General features: G+C 43.4%; 12 protein-coding genes. 7 read left to right on the forward strand and 5 right to left on the reverse strand.

The genetic code is table 11. The features are described from left to right. Positions 1-347 precede the first annotated feature (347 nt). Positions 348-3617: a phycobilisome rod-core linker polypeptide gene (locus RMZ41_RS16285; RefSeq protein WP_322640893.1), complete on the reverse strand. Its 3270-nt coding sequence runs from the start codon at positions 3615-3617 to the stop codon at positions 348-350. A 541-nt stretch (positions 3618-4158) separates the two neighbouring features. On the opposite strand from RMZ41_RS16285, the gene RMZ41_RS16290 reads away from it, so the two are divergent. The 4 genes from RMZ41_RS16290 to RMZ41_RS16305 all read left to right on the forward strand — a co-directional run bounded on the left by RMZ41_RS16290 (position 4159) and on the right by RMZ41_RS16305 (position 8088). Further along, on the forward strand, positions 4159-4689 hold the full coding sequence (locus RMZ41_RS16290; protein WP_322640894.1) for a hypothetical protein: 531 nt from the start codon (positions 4159-4161) through the stop codon (positions 4687-4689). A gap of 445 nt (positions 4690-5134) precedes the next feature. Next, the gene (locus RMZ41_RS16295) at positions 5135-5764 is read left to right on the forward strand and encodes a DUF4126 domain-containing protein (RefSeq protein ID WP_322640895.1); all 630 of its coding nucleotides are present in this window, start codon (positions 5135-5137) and stop codon (positions 5762-5764) included. 360 nt (positions 5765-6124) lie between these two features. Next, positions 6125-6712 (forward strand): leucine-rich repeat domain-containing protein, encoded by a 588-nt coding sequence (locus tag RMZ41_RS16300; RefSeq protein WP_322640896.1) that lies wholly within the window; start codon positions 6125-6127, stop codon positions 6710-6712. Positions 6713-7209: 497 nt separating this feature from the next. Continuing rightward, positions 7210-8088, forward strand: coding sequence for a peptidoglycan recognition family protein (locus tag RMZ41_RS16305; protein ID WP_322640897.1), 879 nt, complete (start codon positions 7210-7212; stop codon positions 8086-8088). A gap of 61 nt (positions 8089-8149) precedes the next feature. Here RMZ41_RS16305 and ribBA read toward each other — a convergent pair whose 3' ends face one another. Then, positions 8150-9823: a bifunctional 3,4-dihydroxy-2-butanone-4-phosphate synthase/GTP cyclohydrolase II gene (gene ribBA / locus RMZ41_RS16310; RefSeq protein WP_322640898.1), complete on the reverse strand. Its 1674-nt coding sequence runs from the start codon at positions 9821-9823 to the stop codon at positions 8150-8152. A gap of 457 nt (positions 9824-10280) precedes the next feature. Here ribBA and argC point away from each other — a divergent pair, with 457 nt between their 5' ends. Further along, positions 10281-11339, forward strand: a complete 1059-nt coding sequence (argC, locus tag RMZ41_RS16315) for an N-acetyl-gamma-glutamyl-phosphate reductase (protein ID WP_322640899.1) — start codon at positions 10281-10283, stop codon at positions 11337-11339. Positions 11340-11472: 133 nt separating this feature from the next. Here argC and eno read toward each other — a convergent pair whose 3' ends face one another. Then, positions 11473-12762 (reverse strand): phosphopyruvate hydratase, encoded by a 1290-nt coding sequence (eno, locus tag RMZ41_RS16320; RefSeq protein WP_322640900.1) that lies wholly within the window; start codon positions 12760-12762, stop codon positions 11473-11475. A gap of 257 nt (positions 12763-13019) precedes the next feature. On the opposite strand from eno, the gene gloA reads away from it, so the two are divergent. Both gloA and clpB read left to right on the forward strand, forming a co-directional pair. Further along, entirely contained in the window at positions 13020-13454 is a 435-nt protein-coding gene (gene gloA / locus RMZ41_RS16325; protein WP_322640901.1) for a lactoylglutathione lyase, read from the forward strand. Positions 13455-14039: 585 nt separating this feature from the next. Beyond that, the gene (clpB, locus tag RMZ41_RS16330; protein WP_322640902.1) at positions 14040-16682 is read left to right on the forward strand and encodes an ATP-dependent chaperone ClpB; all 2643 of its coding nucleotides are present in this window, start codon (positions 14040-14042) and stop codon (positions 16680-16682) included. Between the two features lie 77 nt (positions 16683-16759). Here the strand turns inward: clpB and RMZ41_RS16335 are convergent, their stop codons facing one another. Together RMZ41_RS16335 and RMZ41_RS16340 are read right to left on the reverse strand one after the other, a co-directional pair. After that, positions 16760-17089, reverse strand: coding sequence for a type II toxin-antitoxin system PemK/MazF family toxin (locus RMZ41_RS16335; RefSeq protein WP_322640903.1), 330 nt, complete (start codon positions 17087-17089; stop codon positions 16760-16762). Then, entirely contained in the window at positions 17067-17288 is a 222-nt protein-coding gene (locus RMZ41_RS16340; protein ID WP_322640904.1) for a hypothetical protein, read from the reverse strand. The genes RMZ41_RS16335 and RMZ41_RS16340 overlap by 23 nt, the downstream gene beginning before the upstream one ends. Between the last annotated feature and the right edge of the window lie 108 nt (positions 17289-17396).

Consider the following 17396-nt stretch of genomic DNA (forward strand, 5'->3'; position numbering starts at 1 on the left):
CTCCAATACGAATGAAACCAGGATTTGATTAAACTGGTGCGACTTTAAATTTGGTTTACTGAGTTTGCTTTCTCGTTCTTTTAGACACAACAGTTTAATAACTGCTACGGCTGATAAATTACGAGTTTGCTTGAGTCAACATAAGTACACAAGCTTTTAAACTCAGTTACCTTCCGCAAAACATTTTCCGGCATTCTGTTGAGCATTTATGACTGCTCTTAACACTTTGTAATATTAACTTTCAGAATTCCCTGTTTTAGCCGTAATCTGAGAGCGATATTACGAAAGGTTACGAAGGGGACTGGGGACTGGGAGTAGGAAGCAGGGGACAGTAAATAATCTATTCCCTATTCCCTATTCCCTACTGAGAAACGGTTGTAAGGCACAACATCTTCACCAAAGTAGCGGCTATATTCTGGGCTTTCGACTATTGCTTTTACAGTAGCCGACAAACCACTATCAGTTAGCAGCTGGTTGTACTGGCGAATTTCTTCCTGAACTGCGGGTGTACGCCCCAACAGGTGACGGAAGAGGAACTCAATGACCTTGGCATGAGGATAAGGTGATAAGAAGCGCTGACGATAGATTTCGGAACTAGCTAGTTCACGCACAAACTCCCGCACGGAAATTTCACCATTCTGGAGTTTGCTGTCTAGATCGGTGCGGCGGAAATTATCAGGCACTTCACCACTAAATACATCCAATACCTGGCAATAAATGGCATTGATTGCCTTTTGTATTTCGGCTTGGTTTGCACTTTCTGTTAGACGGTAAATGCGTGCATGTTTACGCACAGTTAGTTCCACAGGTTGTCCGCTACCATCGTTGTAGGAACGACCCAGTTCAGCAAAAGCGGGCTTGCTTTGGGATGCGATATCTGCGATCGCCTGCGTCAAAAGCGGTGTATTGCTAGAACCTGGACGAATTTGCACTGGCTTAAAGCTAGGCACAACTACGTCATCGTTTTGCTTGGTAAGCTGATTGTAAAGCTTCTCGGTATTCGGGAAGTTTGCCGCAGGTAGGGTCGGGAAGCGACGGTAAGGAACCGTATCTTCACCAAATACCTGGTTGTATTCCACACTATCTACCAAAGCACCAATAAAGGCACGAATCCCTTGAGTAGCCAGAATCTGGTTATACTTGCGGATTTCTGCTTGGTCTAATGGCGCACGTCCCAAGAAGTGCTTGGTTCCCAATTCAATCACCTTGGTATTGGGGTAAGGTGTGTAGAATTCCTTCAGATAGAGGTTTGAGTAACCCAAACCTTCAATAAATTCCTTCACACTGATTTCGCCGTTCCCCAACTTGCTTTCCCACGCCGTAAACTCATTTTTGGCGATGTAGGGTGCAATATCCCGCTCAAAAATCTGACGATAGGCAGCGCTGATCAAAGTTTTTACTGCAACTTTGTCGTTATTGTTGGCTACCAGTTTGAAGATTTTGGTTTGTTCGCGTTGCTTGCTAACACCTTGGTTAATACGGAACTGAATATCTGGTTCCGATCGGTTTTCTGTGACTGTACCCAATGTCACAAAGCTCGGCGTTACTTCCTTCTGGACTTTTGCCGCAATATCTTCACGAATGCTACCAACGCGCAATTGTCGCCCTGATACACCACCAGGAGTCAGATACCGTTCGTAAGGAATTGTATCTTCACCAAATGCTTCGCTGTATTCTACGCTGTTAATGATGGCATCAACTACCGCGTAAAAGCCTTGTTTGGAAGCAATATCAAAGTACTTGTTGATTTCTTGACGGCCATAGGTCGGACGACCCAACAAGCGGCGGTGAATATACTCGATCGCTTTACAAACATAGAGCGATGACCAGTACAGATTGCGGAATACATCCGACTTAGCCAAAGCACGGATAAATTCCCGTATAGAGATGTCGCCGTTTTCCAGCTTAATTTCCAATACCTTCGGGCGCTGACCTTCGTAAAGATCGCGACCAAAAACTTGCAGGTAAGCAGCTTTAATTACTGCTTGTGTCGAGCTTTCAGAGAATCTGATGCTAGAACTTTTGGGAGCCTTTTTACCTCTAGTACCAGGCAGTTGATCTAATTTGAACACCTTGGGCCCGAGAGTCCCAGGAGTTTCACCTCGTGCTTTGGGGTTACTATTTTGATTATTAATCCCTGCACCTTGGTGAATTAGGATACGCTTGGTATCTTTGCCAAAAGGAGCCGGATTGGTGCTGGGGTTGCGAGTCTCTTTCGGGAAAATGGCACCAAACTGAATTTCCAATGGGTCATTACCAGAACCGTAAGGATGTTGGTCTGGTAGCGGCTGTTCGTAAGCAGCAAATGTGGTAATAAACTGAGGTATTTTGCGGAAAGGCGCACTGTAGTTAAACAGGTCTTGCTGCGGCCCCCAGTTACGACATTCTTGTGCTTCTTGACCCAGACCCCGGAGATAGGGTACTGTTTCTTCACCAAAATAGTCACCGTATTCAGCAGAATCTACTAAAGCATCTACTAAGGCTGGTAGACCACCGTTAGAAATAATTGAGAAGTATTTTTGTACTTCTTCGCGGCTACTTGGCCCCCGTCCCAAAATGTGGCGGAAAGCTAGTTCGATGACTCGGCTGTTAATAAAAGGCTGGTAAAACTGTTTTTGGTAAAGGGGAGATTTAGCTAGACGACGAACAAACTCCTTCATAGAGATGTCGCCATTTTTTACCTTGGATTCTAGATCGGATATGGACAAGCTATAAGCACGGGTAATATCGCGCTCAAAGATTTGCCGATAGGCCGCTTTGACTACCTCATTTTTTTCGCTACTTGATAACCCAGTCTTCATCACAAACTTGGGACGGCGTTCTGCTGCATTAAAGTAAATTTGCGGCAGTTCTAACCCTTGTTGGTCGCTAGAGGGGCGTTGACGGAGTTTGTTTGAAGGTGTGGCTGCTTTAAATTCCGTTAATAAAACATCCATGTACTGAGACACAATTTCGGTAGCCTCAGCATCTTTGCGGAAAAAGGAAAGTGCCCCAGCTTTGATTTCTTGCAAAGCTACCAACGTTGCTTCACCAGAACAGGCATTTTCAATGATTTCCCGCAAACCCCGTGTATTCACCGCTATGATGTTGGGGTCGCCAGCAACGATCGCATAAGTAGCGTAGCGCAAGAACCAGGATAAATCCCGCAGGCTCTTGGCCATGTTGCTTGGGCCATATCGAGCAATGTTAATTGGTCTGAAACCTGGAGGTGTCGGGCCACTGGGGGATGAGTTAAATATTGAGCGTAAATTTTCTAGGAACCCGCCACGACTTTCAACGTAGGTTACAGTTCCCAGTTGCATCCCTTGCTGAACATTAGCAGTAGCACTAACAGGTACTATTTCTACTTCTCTGGGCTTTTCTAAAAAAGCCATTGGCGAACCACCGACAAAAATCCGGTTGGCGGCGCGAGATACAATAATCTCGGCATTATCCGTCAGCGTTTGAGAAATTTCTAAACGCTTTGCACCAGATGCAAAATAGCTTGCCAGTTCATTTAGTTCACCACTTCCCAAAAAGCGGTCTTGCTGCTCGGCTTGGGTAATTGTCGCTACAGCTAGGGTTTGATATAGTTGCGGACGCGCAACTGAGCTTCCACCACTTGCCTTAACACTCATCGGATTTGTAAAACTCCCATCATAATCATTTATGTGTTAAGTCTGGATCGCTTTGAGGCTTGACACATCGGTGTGTCTGTGCTTTATAAGCTTGAGAGTACTGCCTGCAAAACTGCCAGTAAATTAACCCGGTTAGCTTTTAGATTAGAACGTTTTGCGTTCTCAAGGCTGGTTTATTAAGAAGTGTGTAGAACCTGTAGCTTAGATGCATCCAGTTCTAAGAGTACATACTCTTGTTTGGCTGAGATCAAATCTAAGTTTTGTAACTCAGAAATAAGCTAGGCATGGTCTACTGATGCCGAAAACCTCTATTTTAATGTTTGTATCAGTATCCATTTTACGATTATTGCAACTGTTACAAATTTTTAGTTGAAACCAAATTTTCTTCAGTAGCGATCGCTGGACAGTAGTCGTTAGCGAATGTTAAGTTGTTTTTGCTACTAAAATCTGAATAATCAAAAATAACGCCGCTTTAGAAATAATTCTCAATCTCTGGTGGTTTTAGCTTTATCTATTCAGTATTATCTAACGGGAAAATACTATGTACAAAAGTTCTAAATTTAACTATTTATTCAATGCTAGCTTGTCTGCGATCGCAGTTATTTTAGCCGTCACTCCTGCAAATGCGCTTCCAGAGCAAAATATCAACACCGTTGTTAAGTGGGCAAGAACCAGACCTCTACTACCAACTTTGAGATACAACAGCGAAGCCCACGGCTATGATGGTACAAAAGGAAATTTATACTTTTATGCTGATGTCACTTCTCAAAATGGGACAGTGACCAAAGAAGGAATAACTGTAAGTGGTGACTCAAGCATCAAATTCACCACAAAAAATGCCAAAGCGGTGAAACTGTTACAAAATATTTATAACTCTAATATTTCTAATGACTTCCAGAAATCTAGGTATGTTACGAAAGTTGGACGTGACCAGTATTATCGCGGACAAAAGTTTGCTTATATCACTGCGGCGGTGCAGGGTGGGACATCATTTCAGATCGTTCCCTTGAATAAGTTGCAAGAATTTATAGATAATGCCAAATATTGTCAAACTAATCAGTGCGATCTTTAATTAATTGTGTAGCCTGGAATTTACCAGAAATACTTTACATAACATATTTAGTGAAAGTAGTCCTAAAAATCCCAAAATAATCAACATAACATCATCTCCTCAAACTAATGAACCTCACTGATTTTTTGATACATACATGATTGTAAATAAGGGACTTCCAAATAAAAAAATATCCCATCGCTTTTAGGGCAGGGGGCAGGGGGAAAAAATCGTTTTGATGCGGTGAAATTGGATAATTTATTTCTTGGAAGTCCCTAACGGAATTTATCTAATAGTGTATATCCCCATTGTTTGGGTATTGATTGAGGTGAGGTTTCACTGATTCTACACATAGTTAGATGAAATATTTTCGCCAAGTTTCTTATCTTAGGATCACAGCTTAGAGTTGTTACTTATTTCAACTCAGAGATGGGAAAAACACTAAGAGTATAACTTGAGTCCTACTATGGATTTAAATTCTTTGTTCAATCTCAATACATTTATTGAATTATTACTGGGGATTAGTTTGAGTGCGGCGGCTGGATTCAGGGTATTTGTACCACTGCTAGCATTGAGTGTGGCTTCAGTTTTTGGACATTTAGATTTGCCAACTAATTTTGATTGGGTGGAAACACCTCAAGCTGTAATTGTTTTTGCAGTCGCTTGTTCGCTAGAAATTATCGGTTATTACATTCCTTGGTTAGATCATCTGCTGGATATTGTAGCCACTCCTGCGGCATTTATCGCCGGGACAATCGTCACAGCATCTGTTGCACCAGAGATGAATCCACTGGTGCAATGGACGTTAGCTTTAGTTGCTGGTGGTGGAACCGCAGGATTAACTCAGGGATTAACGAATATATTGCGGATAAGTTCTACGGGGGTTTCAGGTGGATTAACCAATCCAGTTGTGTCAACCATTGAGTTGGTAATAGCGATCGCGCTGTCTGTGCTGGCGCTAGCTTTCCCAGTGTTAGCAGGAGTGATTGTGATTGGTTTTCTAATTGTAGCTATTCAAAGAATCTGGAGTTTCTTCTTCAATAAAGTATCTTCTCAAACTACTGAAACCGTCTCTCCATCTAGAGAATTGGGATAAATAGTTATTTATGGATTTGTTTTAGAACTGCGATGCCGAATAGCCCGTCGTAGACATCGCTTTATAATAGCGATCGCAGTCTTCGGGTATGTTAGCGCGAAAGCGTAACGCACCTTTGATACTCGTGAATGAGCCTTTGAACTCCGTCGATGAACCTCAGAGCTTGAGTCTTTGATACTCGTGAATGAGTGAATGTTATTGCGAGGTTAGCGATGTCTACGACGGGCGTAGCTGCGGCACTCAGCTAATTTGACCATTACAGCCGTTTTTATGCACATGAACACACTAATCCAGTCTCTGATATTTAGTTGCGATATACTACCTGAGTGAATATCGCTACAGAGTTGATGAGGTTTGCAGGTGACAAACGAAGAACTGTTGCAAGTTATTGAAAAAGCTGCCAAGGAAAAGGCAACACAGCTAAACCTCCGTAACAATCAACTCAGCAGTCTGCCGTCAGAAATCAGCCAACTCTCCAACCTGACAACGCTATCCCTCTCTAACAATCAATTTAGCAGCCTGCCGTCAGAAATCAGTCAACTCTCCAACTTGACAACGCTATACCTTTATAACAATCAACTCAGCAGCCTGCCGCCAGAATTCTGCCAACTCTCCAACTTGACAACGCTATCCTTCAATAACAATCAACTCAGCAGCCTGCCGCCAGAAATCAGCCAACTCTCCAGCCTGACAACGCTATCCTTCAATAACAATCAACTCAGCAGCCTGCCACGAGAAATCAGCCGACTCTCCAGCTTGACAACGCTATCCCTCTCTAACAATCAACTCAGCAGCCTACCGCCAGAAATCAGCCAACTCTCTAGCTTGAGAACACTATACCTTGATGGCAATCCATTAACCTCGCCACCACCTGAAATTGTCGAGCAGGGAATACAAGCGATTTTCAGTTATCTACGAGAAAGGTTAGAGAGTAGACAACAGCAGTAGGTTTCTAAGCTCCAAGTCGTCGGTGAAGAGTTACGCGACAAGTACCACCAGATTATCGAACACTGTAAAATCAGCTTTGGCGTTGGAGAACTTCGCTAGGCGATCGCAGAATCAGCCGTAAAGTTACCTATGGCTATGCGAACACCACGCATCAGAGTATAAATGCGAACTATTTCAGATTGCGACCTTAAATTGTAGAGACGTAAAAATTCGCTGTGTTCTAAATGTTCGACTTCTTAAACAAGTCGAGGAGCTAACTTTACGGTAGCAATGGTTTTAATAGCATTTAAATAGCTTTTCTAGACAAAGGAAGCATTTAAAACAATTACTTAGGATTCCAATATATAGTAGTAACGTATATTTGACTAGAATTAAGGTGTTATAGTAATTTTCGTTTGGATACCATCTGCGGTAGAGGTTTACAAAAGTGTGCCTCTACGAAGGATATGTAAGTTTAGCTATAAATTAATATTTACCGTTTTACGGGCATTAGAAAAATGAGGTTTCAAGACTGGGCGACTAGGGTGCTACTAATCTCGCTGATGTTCATGGCTCTAACTGTAGCGCTGCTAATTGGACGAGCGACAAAATTACATAATAATCCGACAACATCCCGTATATCCAATCCACAGGTTACAGCTTTCAGTAAATATCCCCAGGCGCAATTTCAATCAGCGAAAGAGCCAGAGAAGAAATTTCAAAATGTTATCAAGTCCCCAGTCAAAATTAACCAGCCTGTAGCAAGATACATAACCACTCAAGCTTTTGCACAGTACAGACCTAATTATCAAGTTGCTTCAGTTGACCCAAGTAACTATGGAGAACGATACACCCAAGATGTTAACGGTATTCCTCTCAACAACCAACCGATTATCGTCCTCCATGAAACTGGTTATTCTGCTTCCAGCGCCATTAATTTCTTTCAAGTAGCCCATACTGATGAAGGTGTGCAAGCAAGTTACCACGCCTTAGTCAAGTTAGACGGCACAGTAGTTTATCTAGTACCTCCAGACAAGCGGGCTTTTGGTGCAGCTAACTCAGTATTTGATGGTTCTGAGGGAGTCGAAACTGTGCAGACTAATCCAAATTTGCCCGCGTCTGTGAATAATTTTGCTTATCACGTTTCTTTAGAAACACCACCAGATAGCTATGACGCAAGCAGCCAACAAAACCATAGCGGCTATACGGAGGCTCAATATCATTCTCTAGCTTGGTTAATTGCTCAAAGTCAAGTCCCAGACCATCGCATCACTACCCACCATCTCGTAGACCGTTCTGGTAAAAAAGTTGACCCAATAAATTTTGATGGTAAGAAATTTCTGAGCTTACTTAATACTTTTCGCCAGGTAAGACCTATTTATAGAGTGAGTAAATAATTTATTCGTAAGGTGCGTTCCGCTACGCGATAACACACCCTACAAAATTTATTGAATCAAGCTATTTGCTAAAGCTATAAATTTGCTGTTTTTCTAGGCGATCGCTAATCGATGAAGGCAATGTACCATGCGGAAATGTCTGACGATCTAGTTGCACTTGTAAATTGCTCAAGGGATCGCAACCAGAGGAAATTAGAAATTCTAGTTTTTGGATGTATGGCAAGGTTGCGAGGTTGTCTAGAATTTGGAAGATAGCGTGTATATAAGGATGACCACTTTGTTGATACCAGTCAGAGCTAGCAACTTTTGGTTGATCGAAACCTAAGTGTACTGTTAAAGATGGCTCGTCAAATATAGCGATCGCTAATGGACGCGCTTCTTCCTGCAACAATAGATCGTTACTTTTCGCTAAATGTCGCAGTTTCTCTAAGCGTTCATAACGTTCAGTTACAGCTTCCGGGTCATCTTGCCAGTGGATTGCTACTGTCACCAGATAAGTCTGTAACAGCATGTGACCAAGCTTTTTCGCCTTTGTCGCCAGGTAATAAGAATTGTAGTCGTTTGCCTCAATTAACAATGGCACGCGATCAACTACTTCCAACCCATAGCCTTTAACGCCAGCAATTTTACGGGGATTATTGGTAATCAAACGAATCTTTTTGATACCCAAATCCATAAGCATTTGTGCGCCCATCCCGTAGTCTCGCAAGTCAGCCGGAAATCCCAACCGCTCATTTGCTTCTACTGTATCTAGCCCCATATCCTGCAATGAGTAGGCTTTCAGTTTGTTAATCAAGCCGATTCCCCGCCCTTCTTGACGCAGGTATACAACTACACCTTGACCAGCAGCCTCAATCATTTTCAGTGCCGCGTTTAACTGCATCCGACAGTCGCAACGCAAGGAACCCAAAGCATCACCAGTTAAACATTCTGAGTGCATCCGCACCATTACTGGCTCATCTTTGAAGTTCGCAGGATCGCCCTTGACAATTGCAACGTGTTCTGTATTGTCTAGGGTATGGCGGTAGGCGTAAATTTCAAACTGCCCGAATTGGCTAGGGAGTTTGGTAACTACCTCACGATACACGAGGCGATCGTGCTGTAGACGATAGCTGATTAGATCCGCAATACTAATTATTTTTAAATTATGACGTTTGGCATATTCAAATAACTGCTGCAACCGGGCCATTGAACCATCGGGGTTTTGAATTTCACAAATTACCCCGGCTGGATATAGCCCTGCTAGTCGAGATAAGTCTACAGCTGCTTCCGTATGCCCTGCGCGTTTGAGTACGCCTCCAGCTTTCGCCCGAATCGGGAAAATATGACCGGGACGACGTAAATCGGTAGGTTTTGTAGCTGGATTGAGAGTAACTTGGATAGTGCGGGCGCGGTCTTCTGCTGAGATGCCGGTGCTGACACCCAATTCTGGGCCAGCATCAATGCTAACAGTGAAGGCGGTTTGGTTAGTATCTGTGATGTTGCTTACCATCAAAGGTAAGTCTAGCTCGTCTAAGCGATCGCCTGTCATTGCCAAACAAATCAGTCCTCTTGCTTCCACCGCCATGAAATTAATCATGTCAGGTGTGGCAAATTGGGCAGCGCAAATTAAGTCGCCTTCATTTTCTCTATTTTCATCATCTACCACTACAATTACACGACCAGCTTTTAGGTCTGCTAAAGCGGCATCAATCGAATCAAATTTAAAAGCTTGGGTAGTATTAGGCTTTGACACAGAAAGATTCCAGCTACCAACGTAAATTTTTTTTACAATTTCTTCTTTTAGATTGTAGCTCCTTTATAAGGCAGAGAAGTAGACTAGCAATGATTTGATAACGTGGTAAAAATTTCTGCCCCTAAATATCAGGGTTTGATAATAAATTACAGCGACAGTCAAAGGAGACAAGTAGAATATAGTGCTTCTGGGTTGAGTTTAATTAAGACCTAACCCCCAGCCTCTTCCCTTGTAGGTAAGGGGAGTAGGATTTGAAGTCTGTCTCCTGTTAAAAAAGAGGTCAGAGTATATTTCATGAAAATGAGATGCGCTATATTTTATAATTTCTCCGCGTCCTCTTCCTTCTCATCCAAAAAGAGAGAGGGGTAATAGAAGTTTTGTACGCTGTGAGTCTAGTCGCTGATATTGTTGATAGCTGAGAACGAATTAACTATTCATGGGATAAGGATTTCAGATCATGGGCAAATTAAGACGCGTACCCGTTGGGATTGTTGGCGCGTCGGGCTATGGCGGAGTACAGTTAGTACGGCTACTGATGGATCATCCAGAAGTCGAACTGGTTTATTTAGGTGGTGAGAGTAGTATCGGGAAATCCTTCGGGGATTTGTACCCGCATCTGGCTCATGCAACTAACCTGCTAATAGAAGCGGTAGAACCAGAAATAATTGCTCATCGCTGCGAAGTAGTTTTCCTGTCTTTACCAAATGGTCTGGCTTGCCAAATCGCACCCAAACTATTAGAAAAAGGATGTAAAGTACTAGATTTGAGTGCAGATTATCGGTTTCGTGATTTGACAACTTATACAAATTGGTATGGAATTGAGAGAAGCGATCGCACCATTGCAGCGACAGCAGTTTATGGATTACCAGAACTTTACCGCGATCGCATTGCCGAAGCTCAACTCATTGGCTGTCCTGGTTCTTATCCCACTGCAAGTCTCCTTGCACTTTCGCCACTCTTAAAGCAAGGCTTAATCTTACCAGAAACAGCTATTATCGATGCCAAAGCTGGCACATCTACCAGTGGGCGGGAACTTCAAACCAATTTATTATTAGCTGAAGCAGATAATTCCATTACAGCTTTCAATATCGGCCGTCACCGTCATACCCCAGAAATTGAGCAAATTTGCAGTGACTTAACTGGTCACGAACTCATGATTCAATTTACACCGCATCTTGTCCCAATGGTACGCGGGATTTTGGCAACAGTATATGCAACAATGAGCGACCCCGGTCTAGTGCGAGATGATTTAACCACAATTTTCTCAGCCTTCTACCGCAACTCTCCTTGGGTAAAAGTCTGCGATAGCGGCATTTACCCCCAAACTAAATGGGCTAAAGGCAGCAATCTTTGTTATATCGGTGTAGAAGTTGACCCGCGCACAGGTCGCGTAATTGTCATGTCGGCAATTGACAATCTAATTAAAGGGCAGGCGGGTCAAGCGATTCAGTGTATGAACTTAATGATGGGCTGGGATGAAATTTTGGGGTTGCCCAAGTTGGGATTTTATCCGTAATTGGGAATTGGAAATGGGGAATTGGGAATTGGGAATTGGGCATTGGGCATTGGGCAATAACCAATAGTTTTTCTTCCCCTGCTCCCCTGCCCCCTGCCCCCTGCTCCCTTGCCTCTTCCCCAATCCCCAGTCTCTACTTCGGCCCTAACCCTACAGCACCAGCATAAACGGCGCGATCGCCTAGTTCATCTTCAATTCGCAGTAAGCGATTGTATTTTGCTACTCGTTCGCTACGACAGAGGGAACCTGTTTTGATTTGACCGGCACGGGTTGCTACAGCTAAATCAGCGATCGTTGTATCCTCAGTTTCACCAGAACGATGGCTAATTACTGAACGGATGCTGTTGCGAGTTGCCAAATCAATCGTTTCCAAGGTTTCGGTAAGAGAACCAATTTGATTGAGTTTAATCAAAATTGCATTAGCGGCTTTTTCCTGGATACCTCTTTGCAAGCGCGTGGCGTTAGTCACAAATAAGTCATCGCCTACCAATTGCACCCGCGAACCTAACTTTTGGGTGATCAATTGCCAACTTTGCCAATCTTCCTCATGCAAACCATCTTCAATTGACACAATTGGATATTGGTCAACTAGTTGTCCTAAATAATCAATAAACTCAGCCGGGGCGTGAGGTTTACCATCGTAAACATACTGACCATTCTTGTAAAATTCGCTAGCTGCAACATCCAAAGCTAAAGCTACTTCTTCACCTGGCTTATAACCAGCTTTCTTAATGGCAGCAACTAGCAATTCCAAAGCCACCTGGTTAGATTCTAGGTTAGGGGCAAAGCCGCCTTCATCGCCCACACCAGTGAGCAAACCCTTCTCATCTAATACTTGGCTGAGGGTAGCAAATACCTCCGCACCCCAGCGCAATGCTTCCCGAAAGGAAGTTGCGCCAATTGGGACAATCATAAACTCTTGAAAATCCACGTTATTTGAGGCGTGTGCGCCACCGTTAATCACGTTCATCAACGGTACTGGGAGCAAATTCGCTAAAGGGCCACCCAAATAGCGATATAGAGGAATATCTAGAGATTCAGCGCCAGCTTTAGCTGCTGCTAGGGAAACCCCCAAAATCGCATTCGCCCCCAAACTGGATTTGTTAGGAGAACCATCTATGGCGATCATTGTCCGGTCTAGGAGTTCTTGGTTGAGGGCATCCAAGCCTAGTAATTTTGGTGCAAGTGCTTCCTTGACGTTTTGTACTGCCTTGAGTACGCCTTTGCCCCCATAACGGCTTTTATCGCCATCACGCAGTTCGTGAGCCTCAAAAGAGCCAGTAGAAGCACCACTGGGAACCTGCGCTAGTCCGACAACACCGTTGGCTAAATGCACTTCGGCTTCAATTGTCGGTCTACCGCGTGAATCAAGAATTTCACGGGCTGCGATCGCTTCAATTGCAGTATCTAGAAATTTACTCATCTGTACTTTATCCTTTATTCGAGTCTGTTACGCATACAGTCCAGTTGCCTAACCCAATCGCTAGCATAGGCGTTTAAGAGAGTTTATTGGCTGAGATTAAAGAAGATTTCCATTGTATGGATAAGGATCAAGCCAAAAATGGTTAAGGGAACGTCTATCCTGTCTTTTTCTTTGATCGCATTTCTACCTTCAGACTTTGAGCTAGGTAAAATATTGGCAGAGAATAACACTAAATCAGTTACAGAGAAAAGGTCAATATGCGATTACTACATACAATGCTACGGGTGGGCAACCTTGAAGAATCTTTAAAGTTTTACTGTGAACTTCTAGGTATGAAATTACTACGCCGAAAAGATTATCCAGGGGGGGAATTTACTTTAGCTTTTGTGGGCTATGGTGACGAAAGCGACAATGCGGTAATTGAATTAACCTACAACTGGGGGGTGGAAAAGTACGAATTGGGTAATGCTTACGGTCACATTGCCCTTGGGGTTGATGATATTTACGCTACCTGTGAGGAAATCCGCAATCAAGGCGGTAAAGTCGTGCGCGAACCCGGGCCAATGAAACATGGTTCGACAGTAATTGCTTTTGTGGAAGATCCAGATGGGTATAAAATTGAACTGATTCAACTTGGATCTCAAAGTTCAGCAGCCAAACAAGAATCACAAGAGCAACTTGTGAGTCAGTAATTCTTATAATTAAGAATATGTAACGCTTCTCAGTTGAAGGTAATAAAGCTGTAGAAAAATACCCACTGATGTCTTGAAAAGTTGAACCAAATGCGGGTAGATTGATTTTCCCCCAGACAGGTGTCTCGTGCGTCTGCTTAACAGAGTGCGAGACTTTTCCCTTTTTGCATACCCTTTTTAAGCGGGTTAGGCGATCTCCTTTGCGTAAATGCCATTAGTATCAGCAACACTAAGAGCGTAAGCGTAGCCCGTCATAGACATCACCCTACTAACACAATCTAGCAAAGTCCGTTCAGAACAGTATTTTAGTTTTAAATTAGAAAATAGGTAATAGATTAAACTATCACAAAATTACCAATCCTAAATTGCCACTGGAGATACACGCGGATATACGCTAAGAATGTTTGGATAATTAGGGACTGGGGACTGGGGACTGGGGACTAGGGACTAGGGACTGGGGACTAGGGAACAAAGAGAATAATCCATACTCAATCCCCAATCTCCAATCTCCAATCCCCAATCCCCAATCCCCAATCCCCAGTACCCAATCCCTAAACTAAAAATCAAAAGTCTAAAATTTTAAAGATGCAACCTACAGATCCAAATAAATTTACTGATAAAGCCTGGGAAGCAATTGTTAAATCTCAGGATATTGTTCGCGCTTATCAACAACAGCAACTAGATGTTGAACATTTAATTATTGCCCTGTTAGAAGAACCTACTAGTCTAGCAATACGTATCCTAGCTCGATCTGAGGTTGATCCAATCCGCTTCCAACAACAGCTAGAAGCCTTTACCCAACGTCAACCCAAAGTTGGTAAAAGCGATCAGCTTTACCTTAGCCGCAGTTTAGATGTTTTACTAGACCGAGCCGAGGAAGCTAGAGTCAGGATGAAAGATTCCTACATTTCCGTGGAACACATACTTTTAGCCTTTGCTGAAGACGATCGCATTGGACGAAAAATCCTCAAAGGCTTTAGTGCGGATGCAGCTAAATTAGAAGCTACTATTAAAGCCGTTCGCGGTAGCCAAAAGGTAACAGATCAAACGCCAGAATCCCGTTATGAAGCTTTACAAAAATTTGGCAGAGATTTGACAGAACAGGCAAAAGCTGGAAAACTTGACCCGGTAATTGGACGGGATGAGGAAATTCGGCGGGTAATTCAAGTATTGTCTCGTCGTAGTAAAAATAACCCCGTATTGATTGGTGAACCTGGGGTAGGTAAAACTGCGATCGCAGAAGCTTTAGCACAGCGAATGGTAAACGGTGATGTTCCCGAATCTCTGAAAAACCGCCAACTCATCTCTTTAGACATCGGTAGTTTAATCGCTGGGGCAAAATTGCGAGGAGAATTTGAAGAACGTCTGAAAGCTGTCCTCAAAGAAGTGATGGACTCTAACGGCCAAATTGTCCTGTTTATCGACGAACTACATACCGTAGTCGGTACAGGTTCGAGCCAACAAGGGGCAATGGATGCCGGAAATTTACTCAAACCAATGCTGGCGCGGGGAGAACTGCGTTGTATTGGCGCTACTACCCTTGACGAATTCCGCAAACACATTGAGAAAGACGCTGCTTTAGAACGCCGCTTTCAGCAAGTATTTGTCGATCAGCCAAGTGTGGAAAATACTATTTCCATTCTGCGGGGATTGAAAGAACGCTATGAAGTGCATCACAATGTCAAAATTTCTGATTCGGCTTTGGTAGCAGCAGCAACTCTATCAGCGCGTTATATTAGCGATCGCTTTTTACCAGATAAAGCCATCGATTTAGTAGATGAAGCAGCTGCACAGTTAAAAATGGAGATTACCTCCAAACCAGCCGAATTGGAAACCATCGATCGCCGCCTCATGCAGTTAGAAATGGAAAAGCTGTCATTAGCTGGCGAAGAAAAAGGTATTCCTCAAACGAGAGAACGTTTGCAGCGAATTGAGCAAGAAATCGCCAATTTGACCGAAAAGCAGCAAATATTTAACGAGCAATGGCAAGGTGAAAAGCAGATATTAGAGGCGATAAGCGCTTTAAAGAAAGAAGAAGATGCGCTGCGAGTGCAAATTGAACAAGCGGAACGTGCTTATGACTTAAATAAAGCCGCCCAACTCAAATATGGCAAATTGGAAGGAGTGCAGCACGAACGCGAAGCCAAAGAAGCCAGCCTTTTAGAAATTCAAAACCAAGGTTCGACGTTGCTGCGAGAACAAGTTACCGAAGCCGATATTGCGGAAATCGTCGCCAAGTGGACAGGAATTCCCGTTAATCGCTTGTTGGAATCGGAACGCCAAAAATTGCTGCAACTAGAAAGTCATTTGCATCAACGAGTGATTGGGCAAGAAGAGGCTGTAGAAGCGGTAGCAGCAGCCATTCGCCGCGCCCGTGCGGGGATGAAAGATCCCTCGCGTCCCATTGGCTCATTTTTGTTCATGGGCCCCACAGGAGTGGGTAAAACCGAACTCGCCCGTGCTTTAGCTCAGTTTCTCTTTGATTCTGATGATGCCTTGGTGCGCTTAGATATGTCTGAGTATATGGAAAAACACTCAGTTTCTCGGTTAGTGGGTGCGCCTCCAGGATACGTAGGCTATGAAGAAGGCGGACAACTTTCCGAGGCGATTCGCCGCCGTCCCTACTCAGTAGTGCTGCTGGATGAAGTCGAAAAGGCACACCCCGATGTGTTCAATATTTTGTTACAGGTGTTAGATGATGGGAGAATTACTGACTCTCAAGGAAGAACGGTAGATTTTCGCAACAGTGTTATTGTCATGACCAGTAACATAGGCAGCGAACATATTTTGGATGTATCGGGTAATGATTCCCAGTATGAAACGATGCGGAAGCGGGTAATGGAAGGTTTGCGATCGCATTTCCGCCCGGAATTTCTCAACCGCGTTGATGATATTATTCTCTTCCATACCCTAAATCGCACGGAAATGCGGCAGATCATCCGTATTCAACTCAAGCGAGTAGAAAATCTCCTGCGTGAGCAAAAAATCTTCTTTGAGATATCCCAAGCAGCTTGCGATCACCTTGTCGAATCAGGCTATGACCCAGTTTATGGTGCGCGTCCACTCAAACGCGCAATTCAGCGAGAAGTAGAAAATCCCCTCGCCACCAAGTTATTGGAGAATACTTTTATCTCTGGAGACACGATTCTCATTGACAAAAATGAAAATGGTTTGTCTTTTAGTAAAAAAGTGCTGGTGAAGGTGTCAGTACCACAGATTGCTACGTAGTTGGAGAAGGCGATCGCAACATGAGTCATGAGTTGATATTTAGTAATTTATGTGCGATCGCTTTTAATTTAAGCTGCTTAAAACTGAGGCTTAATATACAAATCCCATAATTCTTTTAAGTGCTTGGCATCTGATTCAGAAACTTGCCCGATCTTAGCTAGCAACAAAGATTGTTCTAGACAATCTAATCGAGATAGACGCACAGTTGAAGCAACGCGCAAACCACTTGTAGCCCAATCATTCAAAGGTACATCAGTTTGTGTGCGGGGTTTAGCAGATGTGACTACTGCGGCTACTACATCATTCCCATCTAACCACAACACAAGTATTGGACGTTTTTTAGAACCTCCACCGCTAGTAAATGGAATATCTGCTACCCAAAATTCACCGGCTTGGATAGTCGTCATAAAGTCCTTCATCTTGTGGTGCGTAACCGTTTAAAAAAGCGTCATGGCTGCGGGTACTTTTGGTTTCTTCTGCTTTTTGTTGGATGGTAATTACCCAGTGCCCTGTAGTTATATTTTCCAGTATTGATTCTGGGAGATTCAATTTTTCCCCTGGTTTTAGTTCAATTTCATAAGTCAGAGTAGTCAATTTATTTTGCATAACTGCTAGTTACAATTTTTATAATGTTAGTGTAATTCAATTTAGGGGCGATCGCTTTTAGTTTCAGCTAGTTTTTCAGTGGAAGTGAGAAACCGATCGCTGTATTAA

Source organism: Nostoc sp. DedVER02 (assembly GCF_034530675.2).
Taxonomy (GTDB): domain Bacteria; phylum Cyanobacteriota; class Cyanobacteriia; order Cyanobacteriales; family Nostocaceae; genus Nostoc.

What these genes read in the sequence shown, in the direction of transcription:
- RMZ41_RS16285 (WP_322640893.1), bottom strand. Translation starts at nt 3,617, where the DNA reads ATGAGTGTTAAGGCAAGTGGTGGAAGCTCAGTTGCGCGTCCGCAACTA.
- RMZ41_RS16290 (WP_322640894.1), top strand. Translation starts at nt 4,159, where the DNA reads ATGTACAAAAGTTCTAAATTTAACTATTTATTCAATGCTAGCTTGTCT.
- RMZ41_RS16295 (WP_322640895.1), top strand. Translation starts at nt 5,135, where the DNA reads ATGGATTTAAATTCTTTGTTCAATCTCAATACATTTATTGAATTATTA.
- RMZ41_RS16305 (WP_322640897.1), top strand. Translation starts at nt 7,210, where the DNA reads ATGAGGTTTCAAGACTGGGCGACTAGGGTGCTACTAATCTCGCTGATG.
- argC (WP_322640899.1), top strand. Translation starts at nt 10,281, where the DNA reads ATGGGCAAATTAAGACGCGTACCCGTTGGGATTGTTGGCGCGTCGGGC.
- eno (WP_322640900.1), bottom strand. Translation starts at nt 12,762, where the DNA reads ATGAGTAAATTTCTAGATACTGCAATTGAAGCGATCGCAGCCCGTGAA.
- gloA (WP_322640901.1), top strand. Translation starts at nt 13,020, where the DNA reads ATGCGATTACTACATACAATGCTACGGGTGGGCAACCTTGAAGAATCT.
- clpB (WP_322640902.1), top strand. Translation starts at nt 14,040, where the DNA reads ATGCAACCTACAGATCCAAATAAATTTACTGATAAAGCCTGGGAAGCA.
- RMZ41_RS16335 (WP_322640903.1), bottom strand. Translation starts at nt 17,089, where the DNA reads ATGACGACTATCCAAGCCGGTGAATTTTGGGTAGCAGATATTCCATTT.
- RMZ41_RS16340 (WP_322640904.1), bottom strand. Translation starts at nt 17,288, where the DNA reads ATGCAAAATAAATTGACTACTCTGACTTATGAAATTGAACTAAAACCA.